Annotated in this window: 20 protein-coding genes and 1 tRNA gene; 13 read left to right on the forward strand and 8 right to left on the reverse strand. The window is 73.7% G+C overall.

The window, feature by feature from the left end:
* Positions 1-21: 21 nt before the first annotated feature.
* The gene (locus ABZ567_RS08165; RefSeq protein WP_360785871.1) at positions 22-960 is read left to right on the forward strand and encodes a hypothetical protein; all 939 of its coding nucleotides are present in this window, start codon (positions 22-24) and stop codon (positions 958-960) included.
* A 2-nt stretch (positions 961-962) separates the two neighbouring features.
* Here the strand turns inward: ABZ567_RS08165 and ABZ567_RS08170 are convergent, their stop codons facing one another.
* Entirely contained in the window at positions 963-3,131 is a 2,169-nt protein-coding gene (locus ABZ567_RS08170) for a prolyl oligopeptidase family serine peptidase (RefSeq protein WP_360785873.1), read from the reverse strand.
* 181 nt (positions 3,132-3,312) lie between these two features.
* On the opposite strand from ABZ567_RS08170, the gene ABZ567_RS08175 reads away from it, so the two are divergent.
* The 5 genes from ABZ567_RS08175 (at position 3,313) to ABZ567_RS08195 (ending at position 7,504) form a co-directional block, all read left to right on the forward strand.
* A complete protein-coding gene (locus tag ABZ567_RS08175) occupies positions 3,313-3,507 on the forward strand; it encodes a hypothetical protein (RefSeq protein WP_360785875.1) in 195 nt (64 codons plus the stop codon).
* Positions 3,508-3,572: 65 nt separating this feature from the next.
* A complete protein-coding gene (mshB, locus tag ABZ567_RS08180) occupies positions 3,573-4,463 on the forward strand; it encodes an N-acetyl-1-D-myo-inositol-2-amino-2-deoxy-alpha-D-glucopyranoside deacetylase (RefSeq protein ID WP_360785877.1) in 891 nt (296 codons plus the stop codon).
* Positions 4,460-4,840, forward strand: a complete 381-nt coding sequence (locus ABZ567_RS08185) for a DUF6113 family protein (RefSeq protein WP_360785878.1) — start codon at positions 4,460-4,462, stop codon at positions 4,838-4,840. The genes mshB and ABZ567_RS08185 overlap by 4 nt, the downstream gene beginning before the upstream one ends.
* A 174-nt stretch (positions 4,841-5,014) precedes the next feature.
* On the forward strand, positions 5,015-7,315 hold the full coding sequence (locus tag ABZ567_RS08190) for a hypothetical protein (protein ID WP_360785879.1): 2,301 nt from the start codon (positions 5,015-5,017) through the stop codon (positions 7,313-7,315).
* Between the two features lie 111 nt (positions 7,316-7,426).
* Positions 7,427-7,504: transfer RNA gene (locus ABZ567_RS08195), tRNA-Pro, on the forward strand.
* Positions 7,505-7,657: 153 nt separating this feature from the next.
* Here the strand turns inward: ABZ567_RS08195 and ABZ567_RS08200 are convergent.
* Positions 7,658-8,536, reverse strand: a complete 879-nt coding sequence (locus ABZ567_RS08200; protein WP_360785881.1) for a transglutaminase-like domain-containing protein — start codon at positions 8,534-8,536, stop codon at positions 7,658-7,660.
* Positions 8,521-9,522, reverse strand: coding sequence for a GNAT family N-acetyltransferase (locus ABZ567_RS08205; protein WP_360785883.1), 1,002 nt, complete (start codon positions 9,520-9,522; stop codon positions 8,521-8,523). Before ABZ567_RS08205 ends, ABZ567_RS08200 begins: the two co-directional genes overlap by 16 nt.
* A 112-nt stretch (positions 9,523-9,634) precedes the next feature.
* On the opposite strand from ABZ567_RS08205, the gene fdxA reads away from it, so the two are divergent.
* Both fdxA and dapC read left to right on the forward strand, forming a co-directional pair.
* Entirely contained in the window at positions 9,635-9,955 is a 321-nt protein-coding gene (gene fdxA, locus ABZ567_RS08210) for a ferredoxin (protein WP_015035968.1), read from the forward strand.
* Between the two features lie 98 nt (positions 9,956-10,053).
* The gene (dapC, locus tag ABZ567_RS08215; RefSeq protein WP_360785885.1) at positions 10,054-11,148 is read left to right on the forward strand and encodes a succinyldiaminopimelate transaminase; all 1,095 of its coding nucleotides are present in this window, start codon (positions 10,054-10,056) and stop codon (positions 11,146-11,148) included.
* 87 nt (positions 11,149-11,235) lie between these two features.
* On the opposite strand, the gene ABZ567_RS08220 is transcribed toward dapC, so the two are convergent.
* On the reverse strand, positions 11,236-11,694 hold the full coding sequence (locus ABZ567_RS08220; protein WP_360785887.1) for an ATP-binding protein: 459 nt from the start codon (positions 11,692-11,694) through the stop codon (positions 11,236-11,238).
* Between the two features lie 300 nt (positions 11,695-11,994).
* Positions 11,995-12,936 (reverse strand): hypothetical protein, encoded by a 942-nt coding sequence (locus ABZ567_RS08225; RefSeq protein WP_360785889.1) that lies wholly within the window; start codon positions 12,934-12,936, stop codon positions 11,995-11,997.
* 29 nt (positions 12,937-12,965) lie between these two features.
* On the opposite strand from ABZ567_RS08225, the gene dapE reads away from it, so the two are divergent.
* Both dapE and ABZ567_RS08235 read left to right on the forward strand, forming a co-directional pair.
* Positions 12,966-14,060: a succinyl-diaminopimelate desuccinylase gene (dapE, locus tag ABZ567_RS08230; RefSeq protein WP_360785891.1), complete on the forward strand. Its 1,095-nt coding sequence runs from the start codon at positions 12,966-12,968 to the stop codon at positions 14,058-14,060.
* A 107-nt stretch (positions 14,061-14,167) separates the two neighbouring features.
* Positions 14,168-14,917, forward strand: a complete 750-nt coding sequence (locus tag ABZ567_RS08235) for a TIGR00730 family Rossman fold protein (protein ID WP_360785893.1) — start codon at positions 14,168-14,170, stop codon at positions 14,915-14,917.
* 49 nt (positions 14,918-14,966) lie between these two features.
* Here ABZ567_RS08235 and folP read toward each other — a convergent pair whose 3' ends face one another.
* Complete coding sequence (gene folP, locus ABZ567_RS08240) at positions 14,967-15,827, reverse strand: dihydropteroate synthase (RefSeq protein WP_360785895.1); 861 nt, start codon at positions 15,825-15,827, stop codon at positions 14,967-14,969.
* A gap of 103 nt (positions 15,828-15,930) precedes the next feature.
* Here folP and ABZ567_RS08245 point away from each other — a divergent pair, with 103 nt between their 5' ends.
* Positions 15,931-16,257, forward strand: a complete 327-nt coding sequence (locus ABZ567_RS08245; protein ID WP_360785897.1) for a DivIVA domain-containing protein — start codon at positions 15,931-15,933, stop codon at positions 16,255-16,257.
* On the forward strand, positions 16,254-16,841 hold the full coding sequence (locus tag ABZ567_RS08250; protein WP_360785899.1) for a DNA-3-methyladenine glycosylase I: 588 nt from the start codon (positions 16,254-16,256) through the stop codon (positions 16,839-16,841). The genes ABZ567_RS08245 and ABZ567_RS08250 overlap by 4 nt, the downstream gene beginning before the upstream one ends.
* Before the next feature lie 21 nt (positions 16,842-16,862).
* On the opposite strand, the gene ABZ567_RS08255 is transcribed toward ABZ567_RS08250, so the two are convergent.
* Entirely contained in the window at positions 16,863-17,666 is an 804-nt protein-coding gene (locus ABZ567_RS08255; protein WP_360785900.1) for an enoyl-CoA hydratase-related protein, read from the reverse strand.
* Positions 17,667-17,978: 312 nt separating this feature from the next.
* On the opposite strand from ABZ567_RS08255, the gene ABZ567_RS08260 reads away from it, so the two are divergent.
* On the forward strand, positions 17,979-18,146 hold the full coding sequence (locus ABZ567_RS08260; RefSeq protein ID WP_235484109.1) for a DUF3117 domain-containing protein: 168 nt from the start codon (positions 17,979-17,981) through the stop codon (positions 18,144-18,146).
* 128 nt (positions 18,147-18,274) lie between these two features.
* Here the strand turns inward: ABZ567_RS08260 and ABZ567_RS08265 are convergent, their stop codons facing one another.
* Positions 18,275-18,940: an O-methyltransferase gene (locus ABZ567_RS08265; protein WP_360785902.1), complete on the reverse strand. Its 666-nt coding sequence runs from the start codon at positions 18,938-18,940 to the stop codon at positions 18,275-18,277.
* Between the last annotated feature and the right edge of the window lie 71 nt (positions 18,941-19,011).

Here is a 19,011-nt window from a genome sequence, read left to right on the forward strand (position 1 = left end):
GCGACCGTGAGTATCGGGACCGTGACTGTGACACGCCCGGCACGTCTCACGGGCGCCGCGCTCTGCGCCGCGCTCGCCCTCCTCGCCGCCGTGTGGATCCTCAAGGACCTGGCCGCGCTCGGCTCGCCCGCCCACCTCGCCTGGTACTGGGCGGGGGACCACCACTTCCTCATCCGGGGGCGGTCCGCCACCTCCCTCGTCGACCCGGTGCTCCTCGCGGTCTCCGCCGCCACCGCCGTCGCCGCCCTCCGCTCCCGCCACGCGGCCTCCGCGCTCGCCGCGGCCGGCGCCGTCACCCTCGCCCTGCGACTGCCCGGCCTCTGGGCCCCCGTGAGCGGCGCCCTCGTCACCGCCCTCCTCGCCCTGGCCCTCGCCGCCGGACTCCTCGCCACCGCCGCCGTCGGCCGCAGCCGTTTCACCCCGGCGTACGAGCAGCCGCCCAGCCGCCCCCGTACCGGCCCCGCCGTCGCCTCCGGGGTCCTCCTCGGCGTCGCCGCGCTGGTCGTGGCCCTGTGGGAGGTGTACTGGGCGACCGAACTGCCCCTGCAGATCACCGTCGACCGGTTCACCGGCGGCCGGTCCGTCATCAAGGCGGCCCTCGCACCCCCGCCCGGTTGGCTGTCCCTCGTCCTCCTCGCCCTGTACGGAACGGCCGCCGTCTCCGCCCTCGTACGGGCCCGCCACAGCCGGGCCTTCGGGCTGCTCGCCGGAGTGTTCCTCACGGCCGGCGGTGTCGCCGAGGTCGCGCGGACCGCCCGCTACGAACTCGTCGGCCACTTCGCGGACATCCCGACCGCCGACCGGCTGGACGTCCTCAGCGCCTACGTCGGGCTGCTCTCCGGAGTCGCCGTCCTCGCCCTCCTCGCCGGGCGCGGCGCCCCCGCCGCCGCACCCGGCCCCCACCCGCCGGCCGGGACGCCGCCCCCGGCCCCGCCCTACCCGCCGCCGCCCGGCTGGTGACGTCAGACCCCCGCCGACAGCCCCAGCGACCGCCGCAGGAAGTCCACCTGGAGCAGCAGCAGGTTCTCCGCCACCTGCTCCTGCGGCGTCATGTGGGTGACCCCGGACAGCGGCAGCACCTCATGCGGCCGGCCCGCCGCGAGCAGCGCCGAGGAGAGCCGCAGCGCGTGCGCGACCACCACGTTGTCGTCCGCGAGACCATGGACGATCATCATCGGCCGCGCCGGGACCTCCGGCGCCGACAGACCGTCGTCGGTGAGCAGCGACTGCGCCGCGTACACCTCCGGATCGTCCTGCGGGGTGCCCAGGTACCGCTCCGTGTAGTGGGTGTCGTACAGCCGCCAGTCCGTCACCGGCGCGCCGACGACCGCCGCGTGGAACACGTCCGGCCGTCGCAGCACCGCCCGCGCCGCCAGATACCCGCCGTACGACCAGCCCCGGACCGCCACCCGTCCCAGATCGAGCGGGAAGCGCCCGGCGAGCCCCTGGAGCGCCTCCACCTGGTCGTCGAGGGTCGGCGAGAAGTCCCGTGCGACGGCCTTCTCCCAGGCGGGGGAGCGGCCCGGCGTGCCCCGCCCGTCCGCCACCACCACCGCGAAACCCTGGTCGGCGAACCACTGGGACGTCAGATGCGGGTTGTGGGCGGCGACCACCCGGGGCCCGTGCGGCCCGCCGTACGGATCCATCAGGACCGGCAGCGGCCCGTCGCCCTCCTCGTACCCGGAGGGCAGCAGCACCGCGCACGGGATGCGCCGGGCGCCCGCCTCCGTGAGCCGCACCCGGACGTCGATCCCCGGCTCCTCGGCGTACGAGGCCACCACCGCGACCTGGGCGCCGTCCCGCAGCACCCGCGCCACGCTCCCCGGCGCATCCGGCCGCGCCGACACCAGCACGGTCACCGCACCGCAGCGCACCGCCCCGTGCGTCCCGACGCCCTCGGACAGGCGCTCGGCGCCCGCACCGGTCACCCGGTACACATGGACCTCGCCGGTCTCCGGGGCGGCCGCCCCCGCGCCCGCCGACGCCGACACGAGGACGTCGTCGGACCCGATGTCGAGGACCGCCCGGACGTGCAGCCGCCCGTCGGTCAGCGTCTCGTCGCCGACGGCCAGGGCGCGGGCTCCGCTCTCGTCCGTGAGGCGCACCAGCCGCCCGTCCGGCGCCCACACCGGCACCCCCGGCAGCAGCTCCAGCCACACCGGGTCCCGCTCCTCCCGTACCGCCGTCGTCGCCCCCGACTCCGGGTCCACCGCGAGGAACACCTGCTCGCGCTGGTCCCGCGCCTGGACGAGGAGCAGCGGAGCCCCGGCCGCCGACCAGTGGACCCGCGCCAGGTACGGGTACCGCTCCCGGTCCCACCGCACCTCCGTACGATCCCCGTCGAGCCCCACCACGAACAGCCGGACCTCCGCGTTGGCGGTGCCCGCCGCCGGGTACGCCACCCGCTGCGGCTCCCGGTCCGGGTGCGCCGGGTCGGCGATCCACCACCGCCGTACCGCCCGGTCGTCCACCCGGGCGACGAGCAGCCGGTCCGAACCGGGTGACCACCAGAAACCCCGCTCCCGGGACATCTCCTCCGAGGCGATGAATTCGGCCAATCCGTAGGAGACGTCCCCGTCCTCCGGAACGGCCAGCTCCCGATCGCCCGCCCCGTCCGCGCCCACCACCCGCAGCGCGCCCTCGGCCACGTACGCCACGAACCGCCCGTCCGGCGACGGCCGGGGGTCGATCACCGGCCCCGGCACCGGCAGTTCCCGTGCCGTCCCCGCCCGCAGCTCCGCCGTGAACAGCCGCCCCGACAGGGCGAACGCCGCCAACTCCACGGTTCCGTCCACCGCGTAGGACACCACTCCCGCCGAGCCCTCACGGCTCCGCTCGCGGCGCGCCCGCTCCTGCGGCGAGAGCTCCTCCTCGGCCCCGGCGAGCAGCACCGCCGGGTCGGCCGCCACCCGCTCGACGGGCGCCCCGCCGTCACGCGGCAGGTCCAGGACCCAGAGCCGGTGCGAACGGTCCGTGCCGGACCCGGATCTGACGAACACCACGCGTTCCCCGTCGGGGGAGACCGAGAAGGCGCGCGGGACCCCCAGGGTGAACCGCTGGGTCCTGGCGTGCCGACGGGGGAAGGAGAGCCCGGCCGAGGGTGTGGCCGACTGCTGTCGAGACAAGGTCATGCGGCTGAAACTAGCGCTGTGCGCCCCCCTCGTGCCTCCGTCCGCCGATCGATGCGATGGCACGGATAGTTATGATCCGTAGCGCTAGGTGGGTATGCATCCGATCGGCATGTCCCCTGGCACATGCTGAACGACAGATCCGCTCGAATATCCGACCGAAGAAGTGTGGAGGTGAACCGCCGTGGCACTCTCGATCTCCGTGGTGGTGCTGCTGGCGATCGTCGTCTTCCTTTTGGTCCGGAAATCCGGTCTGAAGGCGGGACATGCGGCGATCTGCGCGCTCCTGGGCTTCTACCTGGCGAGCTCGTCCATCGCTCCGTCCATCAGCACCCTCACCACGAACGTGGCGAACATGGTCGGCGGCATCAAGTTCTGAGCGTCGGGTTGCGAGCGGTCCCGGCCACGACGTCTCTCGTGGTCGGGACCTCGTAGGGTGGGGACATGTCCGATCTCCCCGCCCGCCGTCTGCTGCTCGTGCACGCGCACCCGGACGACGAGTCGATCAACAACGGCGCCACCATGGCCAGGTACGCGGCCGAGGGCGCCCTCGTCACCCTGGTCACCTGCACGCTCGGCGAGGAGGGCGAGGTCATCCCGCCCGAGCTCGCACACCTGGCCCCCGACCGGGAGGACCGGCTCGGCCCGCATCGGGTCGGCGAACTGGCCGCCGCGATGACCGAGCTGGGCGTCACCGACCACCGCTTCCTCGGCGGCCCGGGGCGGTTCCGCGACTCCGGGATGATGGGCGTCGAGCAGAACAAGCGTGAGAACGCCTTCTGGAACACCGACGTCGACACCGCCGCCCCGTACCTCGTCGACGTGATCCGCGAGACCCGCCCGCAGGTCCTGATCACCTACGATCCCGACGGCGGCTACGGCCACCCCGACCACATCCAGGCCCACAGGGTGGCCATGCGCGCCGCCGAACTGGCCGCCGACCCCGCCTACCGTCCCGACCTCGGACCCGCCCACACGATCGCCAAGATCTACTGGAACCGCGTCCCGCGCCCCGTCGTCGAGGCGGGCTTCGCCCGACTGCGCGCCGAGGGCTCCACCTTCCCCGCCGTCGCCGCCGTCGACGACGTCCCCGGCGTCGTCGACGACGACCGGATCACCGCGGAGATCGACGCCGGGCCGGAGCACACCGCCCGCAAGAGCGCCGCGATGGCCGCCCACGCCACCCAAGTCGCGGTCGACGGGCCCTTCTTCGCCCTCTCCAACGACCTGGGTCAGCCGATCATCACCACCGAGTACTACGAGCTGGTCCAGGGCGTCCCCGGCGCCCCCGCGGGCATGCGCGAGACGGACCTCTTCGCGGGGGTGACCGCGTGAGCACGACCCCGCCCGGCACGGTCCCGGCCTCCCGCAACGCCCGGTTCGCCTGGTACGCCGGACTGTTCGTCCTCGGCGCCCTGGTCGGCACCGCCGGCGCCCTCGTCCAGGCCGCCTGGCTCCCCGGCGGCCTGTTCCTCGCGCTCCTCGCGACCGCCGCCCTCTTCTACGGAGGACTGCGCGCGACCGGCACCCAGACCGCCGTCGTCGCCGGCGGAGGCGGCTGGCTCCTCGCCGTCATCCTGCTCAGCCTCGGACGCCCCGAGGGCGACGGGGTGTTCGCCGGAGGCGTCGGCGAGCTGCTCTTCCTCTTCGGAGGCATGGCGCTCGCTGTGATGTGCACCACTCTGTCCCGGCTGCCGCGACCGACCCCGTGAACAGGCCGAGTTGAGACCGCGGACGCACTGACTTCGGCCGGATTGCCCGTCGTCCACCCCCGTGGGTCGGGTATATGAGGGCGGCGGCCAGTATGGTGGTGCGCGCCGCCGAACCGCCCGGGTAATACGAGCATCTGCAAGAGCGGGCGGTGGAGCCAACCGGGAGATCCTGCTTTGAGTCGTGAAACTGGTCGAGAGACTGACAGTTCGTCCTCCGGCGCCCAGGGGCGCGGTGGAGCCGCGTACCCCTCGGGTACACCGCCGTACGGATCCCGCCAGTATCCGTCGCTCCACCCCTCGCAGGACGCGCCGGAGGAGACCGCCGCCGCGTCCGCCCCGCCGGAGGAGCCCAAGACGGAGACGACGCTGACGACCCGGATCCGGATCAACATCCCGGGTTCGCGTCCGATCCCGCCGGTCGTCGTCCGCCAGACGGTCAGCGAGACGCCCACGCCCGACACGGCACCGGAGCCCGCTCCCGCCGTGGAGCAGCCGGCGCCCGTACCGCCGCCGGCCGCCGAGCCGTCGGGGGCCGCCGACGAGGTGCCGAAGGCGAAGGGGACGAGCGACTGGTTCGCCCCCCGCAAGGCCGCGCCCCCGGGCCCGGCCCCCGCGCCCGCGCTGCCTCCGGCACCCGCCCCGACCCCGAAGCCCGCCCCCCTCGGGGCGGAAGCCCGGGGCACGGGCTTCGCGGGCTCCGCGACCTCCGGCGTCCCGACGGTCGGCGGCACCCCGTCGAGCCGCCCGCTCACGGCCGCCCAGCAGACCCCCGGCAACCCGCTGTACGACAGCGGCACCCCGGCGGGCGGCACGCCGAGGTACGACGGGACCTCCGCCGAGGGCACGCCGCCGTACCCGGGCACGCCCGCGGGCGGGACACCGAGGTACGAGGGGACCCCCGGCTACCGGGGGACTCCTGCCGGGGGCACGCCGACGTACGACGGGACGCCCGGCCACGGGGGAGCCCCGGGCGCCGGGACCCCCGGCCACGGCGGCGCGACCCCGGGCACCGGGAACCCGCCCTTCGACGGAACCCCGGCCTACGACGGCACTCCCGGCGCCGGCACCCCCCCGCACACCGGGACACCGGCCGCCGGTACGCCCGCGTACCCCGGCCCCGGCGCGGCCGCGCCGACGGGCCCCACCACGGGCCCGGTCACCGGCACCGCCTCGCTCGGCGGCCCGGCCCAGGGCAGGCGACCGGGGCAGACCCCCGGGCAGCGGCCCGGCCCGGGTGGGCGTCAGGACGCGGGCCAGGGCCCGGGCCCGGGTTCGCCGTTCCCCGGCGGCGCCCCCCGCATGTCCGACGACACCGCCGTCCTCACCCCGCAGCCGCCCGCGCCGAACCCCGGCCCGGGCGGTCCGGGGACGCCCGGCGGCGGGCACGTCTCCGGTGACACCCTCACCAGCGGCATCCCCGTCGTCCCGCCGAAGGCGGCCCGCCCGAACCTGACGCCCCGCGTCGAGGAGCGGACGGCCCCGGCGCCCGCACCGCGCCCGGCGGCGGCCGGGCGCGCCCCGGCGAAGAAGGGCCGCTCCAAGCTGGTCCTCGCCGCCGTCGCGGTCCTCGCCCTGACCGGCGTCGCCTACGGCGCCGGGCTGCTCCTCAACCACTCCGACGTCCCCAAGGGCACCACGGTGCTCGGCGTGGACATCGGCGGCGGTACGAAGGAGGAGGCCGTCAACAAGCTGGACGCGGCCCTCGGCAAGCGCGTCACCACCCCGCTCCAGCTGGACCTGGGCGGCAAGAAGGTCCAGCTGCCCCCGGAGAAGGCGGGCCTGGCGCTCGACAGCCAGGAGACCGTCCGCGCCGCCGCGGGCAGCGACTACAACCCCGTCTCCGTCATCGGCTCCCTCTTCGGCGGCGAGCGGGTCGCCAAGCCGGTCTTCCCGGTCGACGAGGAGAAGCTCGCCGTCGCCCTGCGCGACCTGGCCGGCACGTCCGCCTCGGCCACCGAGGGCACGATCCTGTTCGCGCCGAACAAGGTGACGCCCGTCGAGGGCAAGCCGGGCAAGGCCCTCGACCTCCAGCGGTCGATGATCTCCGTCAGGGACGCCTTCCGCGCCCAGGTGGAGACGGGTCAGAACCGGCTCGTCGAGCTGCCGGTCACCACCCGCAGGCCCACCGTCACCAAGGCCGAGCTGGACCGGGCGATGAAGGAGTTCGCCACCCCCGCCATGTCGGGCCTGATCCGGATCTACGCGGGAGGCAAGCACATCGACTTCGGCCCGGCGCGGTCCCTGCCGCAGATCCTCTCCATGAAGGCCGTCGACGGCCGTCTGGTCGAGGTCTACGACAAGAAGGCGATCGACCGGCTCCTCGACGGCGCCTTCGACGGGGTCATGATCACCAAGGGCGACGGCGCCAAGCACGAGGTCTCGGCCGACGACGTCGCCTTCGTGATGCGTGACGCGCTGCGGGGCAGGACCCAGGCGGAGCGCACGAAGACGATCGACCTCAGCGGCGAGGGCTGAGCCCTCCCCGCCCCGGCGTCCGAGCCCCCGTCCCCTCCGTGGGGCGGGGGCTCGCTCGTGGGGAAAACGGTTCGCCGCCGCGCCCCCTCGCCCCTACGATGGCGCCCGAGGGCGGGGTCGTAGCACAGAGGTAGTGCGCCGCGACGGCATCTCGGAGGACGCCGGTTCGAATCCGGTCGCCCCGCCCCACCTCCACTCACGCGCGCGGCATCGCCCCCACCGCCGCATCCGCGACGCTCCCGGCCTCGCCTTCGCGCCTTTCCGCCGGATGCCTCGCCCCCCCAGGCCCACGGACACGACCAGGTTCCCCGCGCCGCGTGATCCGCAGGACACGGGGAGCCGTCAGTTCAGCCGTGCCCTGGCCGCCTGGGCGCGGCGGCGGATCCTCGTCGCCGACTCCGGGTCCACCGCCTCCATCACGCGCGCGTACGCCTCCATCTCGGCCGCTCCGGTCAGGAACTCGCCGCGCTGGACCAACAGCTCGGCGCGCTCGTAGCGGAGCCTGGCCGGGTGGGAGGGGAGCAGCAGGGACAGTTCCACCGCCCACAGGGCCACGTCGGAGCGTTCCGGGCGGGGGGCCGCCCAGGCGCGGATGTTGTTGAGGACGCGCAGCACGATCGCGCCGGGTTCGGCGGGGCGGAGCATCGAGCGGTCGAGGGCCTCTCCCGTCGCGCTGGTGACCAGGAGTTCGGCGTCCGCGCCGGTCATGGCCCGCCCGCCCGCGAAGGGGTCGGCGAGGTGCAGGTCGGCCGGGTCTCCGAAGCCCACGACGAAGTGGCCGGGCAGCCCGAGGCCGTACACGGGCGCGCCGGCCCGGCGTGCGACCTCCATCCAGACGACGGAGAGCAGGATGGGCAGACCCCGCCTGCGCCGGAGCACCTCGTGCAGGAGCGAGGACTCCAGGCGCTGGTAGTCGGCGGGGACGCCCACGAAGCCCTCGTGGTGGCCGAGGAGCGCGGCGAGTTCGCCGGTCCAGTCGCCGGTGACCCGGGTCGCGTAGGGGACGAGCCCGGCGAGGCGGTCGAGTTCGATCTCGGCCCGGTCGAGGTCGTGCCGGGTGACGGTGGGATCGGCCACCGCCCCGATGAGGAGGCAGAGCCGGGCGAGGTCGGGCCGTTCCGACCGGGCCTCCTCCGCGAACTCCCGGCGCCAGTCGACCGCGTCGGCCGCTTCGCCGTCCCGCGCGTCCGGTGGTTCCTCGTCCGTCACGCCTCCGCCCATCGGTAGTGGTGGTAGTGGTGGTGGGGCGCGAAGCCCATGCCGTCGTACAGCGCCCGCGCGCCGTCGTTGTCGGCCTCCATCTGGAGCCAGGCCGCCGACGCGCCCTCGTCGAGGGCCTGCCGGGCGAGCGCCGTCATGACGGACGTCGCCAGGCCGCGGCGCCGCAGGGCCGGGTCGACCTCGACGGCCATGAAGCCGGCCCAGCGTCCGTCGACGACGCACCGTCCGATCGCCGCGGGTACCTCTTCCGTGCCCGCGACGGTCGCGAACCACACACTCGGGCCGGAGGTGAGGACGGAGTGCACCGCGGGGCCCGGCTCGCCGAGGCGCTGGTAGCGGCGGAGCCACGGCTCGTCGACGGTGCGGGAGAGGCGTACGGCGGAGATGTCGGCGTCCAGGTCGCCGACCGCGGCGAGGGCACCGATCCGCACCTCCGCGGAGACCTCGCGTCGCCATCCGTGCCGGTCGAGGGCGGCGCAGAGCAGCTCCTGGGTGCCTTCGGCGCCGGTGGCGGTCTGCACGTACGCGGGAAGGCCCCGGGCCGCGTACCACGCGCGTACGTGGGCCAGGGCGTCGGCGACCGGCATCCCCGGATCGCCGAGCGGCAGGGCGGAGTTGGCGCGTCGGGTGAATCCGTCGGCGGCCCGCAGGGTCCATGCGCCGAGTGCTTCGCTCTCGACCGGCTGCCACGCGCGCGCGGTGGCCCGCGCCAGCTCGGGGAAGGTGGCCGAGGGGCCGCGTCGGCGGGCCGGGGCGGGCGGGACGGTCTTCCCGGCGACCAGGGAGGATTCCGCGATCCGGACGCTCTCGCCGCTCTTTCGTGTGATCAGCAGCACAGCGTCGTCCCATGATGTGAGAACACCGACCGCGTCGGTGAATCCCCCACCCGCCGAGGCCGTCTCCGTCACGTACCGAACGGAGACTCGTTTTCCCACGTCAGCGCTGGTGATGCGGACCTCGAGCCGCCCTCCGCCGGTGAATTCCACAGCTTCTCCGCCCCTCCTGTTCGGATCGCCCCCAAGAACGGAGATACTAGGTGCGGGCATCGACGACGCCGCGCTCCCGCGCAGACCAGCCCTATCGAGGAGGAACGACAGCGTGACCTACGTCATCGCGCAGCCTTGTGTCGACGTGAAGGACAAGGCGTGCATCGAGGAGTGCCCCGTCGACTGCATCTACGAGGGCAAGCGGTCCTTGTACATCCACCCGGACGAATGCGTCGACTGCGGGGCCTGTGAGCCGGTCTGCCCGGTCGAGGCGATCTTCTACGAGGACGACACCCCGGAGGAGTGGAAGGACTACTACAAGGCGAACGTCGAGTTCTTCGACGAGCTCGGCTCGCCCGGTGGTGCCTCCAAGCTCGGCGAGATCGAGCGTGACCACCCCTTCATCGCCGCCCTGCCGCCGCAGAACGGCTGATCGACCGCATCCGGTCCCGTACGGCGTCGGCCGCCGTGCGGGACCGAGGCGTTTCCCGACGCCTCTCCCGAGCACGTACGAGGAAGTGAGAGCCCCCCGTGAGCGCAGTCTCTTCGCGCCTGCCCGTCTTCCCCTGGGACAAGCTGGAGCCGTACAAGAAGACGGCACTCGCGCACCCGGACGGAATCGTGGACCTCTCGGTCGGCACGCCCGTCGATCCGGTCCCCGCGCTGATCCAGGAGGCCCTGGTCGCTGCGGCGGACTCGCCGGGCTATCCCACGGTGTGGGGGACGAAGGAGCTGCGGGACGCCCTCACGGGCTGGTGCGGGCGACGTCTGGGCGCGGTGGACCTCGCGCACGAGAACGTCCTGCCGGTGGTGGGCTCCAAGGAGCTGGTGGCCTGGCTGCCGACGCAGCTGGGTCTGGGCGCGGGTGACGTGGTCGCCTACCCGCGCCTCGCGTACCCGACGTACGAGGTCGGGGCGCGGCTCTGCGGGGCGACCCCCGTCGTCTACGACGACCCCACGCGCCTCGACCCGGCCGGTCTGAAACTGCTGTGGCTCAACTCCCCTTCGAACCCGACGGGCAAGGTCCTGGGCAAGGACGAGCTGACCCGGATCGTGGCCTGGGCGCGGGAGCACGGCGTCCTCGTCTTCTCCGACGAGTGCTACCTGGAGCTGGGCTGGGAGGCCGACCCGGTCTCCGTGCTGCACCCGGACGTCTGCGGTGGTTCGTACGAGGGGATCGTGGCCGTCCACTCGCTGTCCAAGCGCTCCAACCTGGCCGGATACCGGGCGGCGTTCGTCGCGGGTGACGCGGCCGTCCTCGGTGAGCTGCTCCGGATCCGCAAGCACGGCGGCATGATGACGGCGGCTCCCGTCCAGGCGGCGACGGTGGCGGCCCTCGGCGACGACACGCACGTGGCCGAGCAGCGGGAGCGGTACGCGGCCCGGCGGGCGGCGCTGCGGACGGCCCTCGAGGCGCACGGCTTCCGGATCGAGCACAGCGAGGCGAGCCTGTACCTGTGGGCGACCCGGGACGAGCCGTGCTGGGAGACCGTGGCGTACCTGGCGGAGAAGGGCGTCCTGGTGGCGCCGGGCGACTTCTACGGCGAGGCGGGGGAGAGGTTCGTGCGGGTGGCGTTCACGGCCACGGACGAGCGCGTCGAGGCGGCGGTCAAGCGGCTCGGCTGACCGCTCGCGGTCCTTGGGTACGGGCGAGGGCCCGGGGAGCAGGTGCTCCCCGGGCCCTCCGCCGTGCGGGGTCGCGGTGCCGGCGGGTCAGCCGATCGGCAGGCCGCCGAGCGTCTGGCCGGTGGGCAGGTTGCCGAGGCCACCGCCCAGGGCGCCGCCGGTCGGGGCCTCGGCGCTCTCGGTCGCGGCGCCGGCCGTCTTGCCGACGACCTCGCCCGCGCTGCCGGTGGTCTCGCCGGCGACCTTCTGGGCGGCGGGCGCGGCGGTCTTGCCCGCGGAGCCGACGGTCTTGCCGGCGGCGGGGACGGCCGTGCCGACGGCCTTGCTGCCGGTGGAGCCGACGACACCGGTGGTGGTCTTCGAGGCGCCGTCGACGGCGGTGCCCGCACCGGCGGCGTCCAGGGCGGTGACGCCGCCGAGGGCGCCGGTCGGCGCCAGGCCGTGGTCGAGGGCGCTCGCGGAGCCGGCCGCACCGACCACGGGGGCTGCGCCGGCCGCGATGAGGAGGGCGGCGCGGGCGATCCGACGGGTCAGGGGGAGGGACATGGTGCTCCTTCGACGAGGTGCGAGGTTCGTTCGGACGCTGTGACAACCGGCTCGGGGGCGGGAGAGGTTGCGGCGGTCGAAGGTAAAGAGTTGGTAATGCGTCGTATTGTCAGGTGGGGAGGAAAACGGACGAAGGCGTCATCGCGCGGGCATCTGCCGAACCGTCACTTCCCTTGTCCCGCAAGGGAAGAGGCGGGGTGGGGCGCATCGCGTGCACAACGGCTCGAAACGGTGGTGAATTCCTCCGGGCGCGGGCCCGGTCCGTGCCACCGGCGAGTGAACGGGCGTACGCGTGATCGGCTACCGTGCGAGCCGCATCCGGACGGTCTCCCCGTCACCGGCGGCCGCGCCCGAGGACGTCGACCACCCGCCTGCGGCCTCCCCGGCCCGCCACACCCGGCCCCCGTACGTGACCTCCACGATGCGCAGCGCGTCCGCCCGCGCCACCGCCCACTGCGCCAGCTCCCAGCCGCGCCGCTCGTCCGCGCCGGCCACGCGCGCCGCCCCTGCCGCCGTCCGCACCGGCACCACGAGCACCGTCGGCTCCGGCGCCGACCGGCCAGCGCTCGGACCGCCCGTGACCGCCCGGGGCGCCGCCTTCTCGCCGAAGGCCCGCACCAGCTCCGTACGCACGAGCTCCGGATCGCCCGGTCGGCCCTCCGTCTCGTCCGCCGTACACGAGAGCGCCGCAGGCGCCCGGCCCGTCAGCGCCGCCGCGAGCAGCGTCGCGTCCGGCTCGTGCTTCGCGTACGCCTGCGGGAACCCGCTCTTCTGCACCTTCTGCGCCGCCACCGTCAGCGGCAGCCGCGAGTATCCCGGGACCTTCTCCAGGCCTTCGTAGAACTTCCCCGCCGAGTACACCGGGTCCATGATCTGCGCCGGCGTCCCCCACCCCATCGACGGCCGCTGCTGGAACAGACCGAGCGAGTCCCGGTCGCCGTGCCCGATGTTCCGAAGCGCCGACTCCTGGAGCGCCGTCGCGAGCGCGATCGTCACCGCCCGCTCCGGGAGCCCGCGGGTGGTGCCCACGGCCGAGATCGTCGCCGCGTTCGACGCCTGCTCCGGGGTGAACTCGTACCGGTTCTCGCCACTGCCCACACTGCACCGGGGCGTGCCCTTGCTCCCCGTCATCTGGTGCACGGCCACGTACGAGGCGAGACCGAGGAGCACGGCGAAGGCGGCCGCGGAGCGGGCGAGGCGGCCCCGACGGGCGGGGCGGATGGGCTCGGACACGGGGCCCACCGTACTGGAGGCCGCGTTAGGGTCGGCACATGGCTGACATCACCCCGCTCGACACGCCCCTCGACCTGTCCCAGGACGGGGCCGTCCTCACCGCCGCCCTCGTCGACTTCCCGTCCGTCAGCGGGACCGAGCAGCCGCTCGCGGACGCCATCGAGCAGGCACTGCGCCTGCTGCCGCACCTCACCGTCGACCGCTACGGCAACAACGTCGTGGCCCGCACGAGCCTCGGCCGCGGCGAGCGGGTCGTCCTCGCCGGCCACATCGACACCGTGCCGATCGCCGACAACGTGCCCTCCCGGCTCGACGAGAACGGCGTCCTGTGGGGCTGCGGCACCTCCGACATGAAGTCCGGGGTCGCCGTCCAGCTGCGGATCGCCGCCACCGTCCCCGAGCCCAACCGCGACCTCACCTTCGTCTTCTACGACAACGAGGAGGTCGCCGCCGACCTCAACGGCCTCGGGAAGATCGCCGCCGCGCACCCCGACTGGCTCGAGGGCGACTTCGCCGTCCTCCTGGAGCCCTCCGACGCCCAGGTCGAGGGCGGCTGCCAGGGCACCCTGCGCGTCATCCTGCACACGGCGGGCGAGCGCGCCCACTCCGCGCGCTCCTGGATGGGCTCCAACGCCATCCACACCGCTGCCCCGATCCTCGCCCGCCTCGCCGCCTACGAGCCGCGCAAGCCGGTCATCGACGGCCTGGAGTACCACGAGGGCCTCAACGCCGTGGCGATCCAGGGCGGCGTCGCCACCAACGTCATCCCCGACGCCTGCACGGTCACCGTCAACTACCGGTACGCGCCCGACCGCTCCCCGGCCGAGGCCCTGGCGTACGTCCGCGAGTTCTTCGACGGTTGCGACATCGCCGAGTTCGTCGTCGACGACGAGAGCCCCGGCGCCCTGCCCGGCCTCTCGCACCCGGCCGCGGAGGCCTTCATGAAGGCCGTCGGCGGCAGCGCCCAGCCCAAGTTCGGCTGGACCGACGTCTCCCGCTTCAGCGCCCTCGGCGTGCCCGCGGTCAACTACGGGCCCGGCGATCCGATCTACGCGCACAAGCGGGACGAGCACGTTCCCGTCGACCGGATCCACCACTGCGAGGCACGGCTCCGCGACTGGCTGACTGCCTGACTTCCGTAATTTCGCGTTTCGTCACCTCCGTGGTCCTACGCTGACCGGACCAGAAGATCAGTTGGCGGTCGACATGGGCGGCCGCCGGTCGGCGGAGGGAGCAGGCCATGGGCATTCCCGAGGGAATGGCGAAGCCCGAGGAACAGCGACTCGGTCCGGTGCTCAGGCGGCGGGACCAGATCCAGCCGGGCACCACGGACCAGCGGCTGCTCGACACCGAGGGCGACTCGGAGTGGGTGCACACCGACCCCTGGCGGGTCATGCGCATCCAGTCCGAGTTCGTGGAGGGCTTCGGAGCCCTCGCCGAACTGCCGAGCGCCATCAGCGTCTTCGGCTCGGCCCGTACGAAGCCGGACTCGCCCGAGTACGAGGCGGGCGTACGGATCGGCCGGGCGCTCGTCGAGGCGGGCTTCGCGGTCATCACGGGCGGCGGCCCCGGCTCCATGGAGGCGGCCAACAAGGGGGCCAGGGAGGCCAAGGGCGTCTCCGTGGGCCTCGGCATCGAGCTCCCCTTCGAGCAGGGGCTCAACCCGCACGTCGACATCGGCGTGAACTTCCGCTACTTCTTCGTCCGGAAGACGATGTTCGTGAAGTACGCGCAGGGCTTCGTCGTCCTGCCCGGCGGACTCGGCACCCTCGACGAGCTCTTCGAGGCGCTGACCCTGGTCCAGACCCGCAAGGTCACCCGCTTCCCGATCGTCCTCTTCGGCACGGAGTACTGGAAGGGCCTCGTCGACTGGCTCCGTGACTCCGTCGTCGCGGGCGGCAAGGCCTCGGAGCGCGACCTGCTGCTCTTCCACGTCACGGACGACGTGGAGGAGGCGGTGACGCTGGTGACGAAGGAGACCGGCAAGTAGCTCCGTCCACGGGGGCGCCTTGTCAGGGCGGCGCCCCCTTCCGTCCCCGCTACGCCAGCCCGCGCCGGGCGACCGCGGGGGGCCGGTGCCCCGCGATGGACGCCACCATGTCGAGCACCTGGCGCGTCTCCGCCACCTCGTGCACCCGGTACACCCGGGCCCCGAGCCACGCCGAGACCGCCGTCGTCGCCAGCGTCCCCAGCACCCGCTCCTTCACCGGCCGGTCCAGCGTCTCCCCGACGAAGTCCTTGTTCGACAGGGACACGAGCACCGGCCACCCCGTCTCCGTCATCTCCCCGAGCCGCCGGGTCGCCTCCAGGCTGTGCCGGGTGTTCTTCCCGAAGTCGTGCCCCGGGTCGATCATGATCCCGTCCCGCCGCACGCCCAGCGCCGCCGCCCGCTCCGCGAGCCCCACCGTCACCCGCAGGATGTCGGCCATCACGTCCTCGTACGCCACCCGGTGCGGCCGGGTCCGCGGCTCGGCGCCACCCGCGTGCGTGCACACGAGTCCCGCGCCGTACTTCGCGGCCACCTCGGCGAGTCCGGGATCGACCCCGCCCCACGCGTCGTTCAGCACGTCCGCACCGGCCTCGCAGACCGCCGCGCCGACATCCGCCCGCCAGGTGTCCACGCTGATGACCACATCGGGATGGCGCCTGCGGACCTCCGCGACGAAACCGACCGTGCGCCGCGCCTCCTCCTCGGCCGTCACCTCCTCGCCGGGGCCCGCCTTCACCCCGCCGATGTCGATGATCGCCGCCCCTTCGGCCACGGCCTGCTCGACCCGGGCGAGCGCCGGCTCGTCGCGGAAGGTCGCGCCCTGGTCGTAGAAGGAGTCCGGGGTCCGGTTCACGATCGCCATGATCACCGGCTCGTGCGGCCCGAATTCACGCCGTCCCAAGCGCAGCATCCCTTTTGTCCTCCCTCGTGTCCGCTCGCCTGCGACCCTAGCTGTCGGTGGCGCATGGCACGATCGGCACGGGACGGTTTCCACTCCGGGGAGAGGCGCGCAGGTGTTCTGGTTTCTGCTCATCACGATGGTCGTGGTCGTGGCCGCGGTGACCCTCGCCGTGGTCGGCGGCGGCGACAGCGAGGTGCTGCCCGAGGTGGCGCCCGAGCAGCTCGTCGACCCGCTCCCGGCCACCCGCCCGGTCGACCGCGCCGACGTCGAGGCGGTCCGCCTGCCCGTCGCCGTCCGCGGCTACCGGATGGCGGACGTCGACGACGTCCTCGTCCGCCTCGGCGCCGAACTCGCCGAGCGGGACGCCCGGATCGCGGAGCTCGAGGACGCGCTCGCGGGAGCGGCCGCCGCCGGTCACGACGAGGACGAGCGGGCGTGACGGCCGGCGGGGTGATCCCGGGACCCGACGGGCGGCTGCGTTGCCCCTGGGGCCTGTCGACCGAGGACTACGTGGCGTACCACGACGAGGAGTGGGGCCGCCCGGTCCACGGTGACGACGCGCTCTTCGAGCGGCTCTGCCTGGAGGCCTTCCAGTCGGGTCTGTCGTGGATCACGATCCTGCGCCGCCGCGAGGGCTTCCGGCGTGCGTTCGCCGGCTTCGCCATCGCCTCCGTCGCCGGCTTCGGCGAGGAGGACCGCGAGCGGCTCCTCGCCGACGAGGGCATCATCCGCAACCGCGCCAAGATCGACGCGACCCTGGCCAACGCGCGACTGCTCGCCACCTGGTCCCCCGGCGAACTCGACGCCCTGATCTGGTCGTACGCCCCCGACCCGGCGGGCCGCCCGGTCCCGCGCACGGTGTCCGACGTCCCGGCGGTCACGGACGAGTCCGCGGCCCTGTCGAAGGCGCTCAAGAAGCGCGGCCTCCGCTTCATCGGCCCCACCACGGCCTACGCCCTGATGCAGGCCTGCGGCCTCGTCGACGACCACGTGACGGGGTGCGTGGCCCGGGGCGGCCGGTAGCACCGACCGCCCCGCCCCGGCTCAGCGGCCGAGGTACGCCGGCTTCTCCTTGGCGATGAAGGCGCGGACCGCGATCGTGTGGTCCTCCGAGGAACCGGCCAGGGCCTGGAGTTCCTCCTCCTTCTCCAGGGCCTCGGCGAGCGAGTGGTCGGCGCCGTAGGCGAGCGACTCCTTGAGGGCCGCGTACGCCACCGTCGGGCCCTCCGCCAGCTTGCGGGCGACCTTTTCGGCCTCGGCGGCCAGGTCGGCGGCCGGGACCAGGCGGTTCACGATGCCGAGCTCGTACGCCTCCCGGGCGCTGATCGAGCGCGGGAACAGCAGCAGGTCGGACGCCCGGCTCGCGCCGATCAGCCGGGGCAGGGTCCAGGACACGCCCGAGTCCGCGGTGAGTGCGACGCCGGCGAAGGAGGTGTTGAACGAGGCGGTCTCGGCGACCACCCGGTAGTCCGCCGCGAGTGCGAAACCGAAGCCGGCCCCCGCCGCGACGCCGTTCACGCCCGCCACCACCGGCTTGCGCATCCCCGCGAGCGCCTTGGTGATCGGGTTGTAGTGGTCGCGGACCGTGTTCATGGTCGCCCGCGTGCCGTTCTCGTGGTCCGCCATGAGCAGACCCACGTGTTCCTTGAGGTCCTGGCCCACGCAGAACGCCCGCTCCCCGGCCGCGGTGAGCAGCACCGCCCGTACGCCGGGGTCCGCCGCGGCCGTCTCCGCCGCGTCCCGGAGGGCGACCTTCGCCGCCACGTTCATGGCGTTCATGGCCTCGGGCCGGTTGAGCGTGATGGTGGCGAGTCCGTCGCTCACCTCGTACAGGACCGTGTCGGCCATCGGGTTCCCTTCGCTTCTTCGCGTGGTTGACCAGCCCAGCATGGCGGACATCACCCGGACCGCACATGTGAGCTGCGTCAAAGAAAAAAGGGCTCCGGCCGGACGCCGAGCGGCGAAGTATCGCAGGCCGATCGCCGAAATGTGGGGTTTTGAGAGAGCGCGTTGCGCAAGCGATGCCAATCGATGTTGGTCATCGGGTCCTGCCATGCGGGATAATGACCTGGAAGCAATGTGTTCGAAGCCGGTGAAGCGTGCTCCACATCATGGAGCTGCCCGGCTGACAAAGAGCTGGTTTCAGGAAGGGGAACAAGCATGGCGGCCATGAAGCCGCGGACGGGTGACGGCCCGCTCGAGGTGACCAAGGAGGGGCGGGGCATCGTCATGCGGGTACCGCTCGAAGGCGGCGGTCGGCTTGTCGTCGAGCTGACCCCGGACGAGGCCCAGGCACTGGGCGACGCTCTCAAGAAGGTCGTCGGCTGACCCTCTTCTCCACGGATTCCCCACCACTGCCCCGGTACGGCTCACCCGTACCGGGGCAGCGGTGCGTCCGGGGCGGGCACGGATCCCGGAGGGAGCCGGCCCTGTCGTACGGGTGCGGGGCGGGCCGGTCAGCCCCGGCGTACCGCGCAGAGCAGGCCGTCGCCGACCGGCAGCAGGGAGGGGATGAGCTCCTGGCTCTCCCGCACCGCGCGCAGCAGCTCGCGGACGCGCTGGACCTCCGCCGGCTGGGCCCCCGAGTCGACCGTGCGACCGTCCGCGAAGACGCCCTCGAAGCAGACGAGGCCGCCCGGTCGCAGCAGGCGCAACGATTCAGCGAGGTAGTCGAGGTACTCGAGCCGGTCGCCGTCGCAGAACACGAGGTCGTATCCGCCGTCCGCGAGACGCGGCAGGACGTCGAGGGCGCGGCCGGGGATGAACCGGGCCCTGTTGCCCGCGAAGCCGGCCGCGCGGAACGCCGTCTTGGCGAGCTGCTGGCGCTCCGGCTGGAGGTCCACGGTCGTCAGGACCCCGTCGGGCCGCATCCCGAGCAGCAGATAGATGCCCGACACGCCCGTGCCGGTACCGATCTCCGCCACCGCCTTGGCGTCCGCCGTCGCCGCGAGCAGACGCAGCGCGCCGCCGGTGCCCGGCGACACCGAGGCCTGCCCTGCCTCGCGGGCCCGCTCCCGGGCCCAGCGCAGAGCGTCGTCCTCGGCGACGAAAGCGTCGGCGAACGACCAGCTCGTCTGCCGGTTGGCGGTAATGGCCCTCTCCTGTCCCCGTAGTTGACGCAACGGTGACTGTATCCGCTGTCAGCGGGAACCCGCAGATGGGACCGTGCGTTCACCAGGGGTGGGAAGCGACG

The organism is Streptomyces sp. NPDC016459, from assembly GCF_040632845.1.
Lineage (GTDB): Bacteria > Actinomycetota > Actinomycetes > Streptomycetales > Streptomycetaceae > Streptomyces.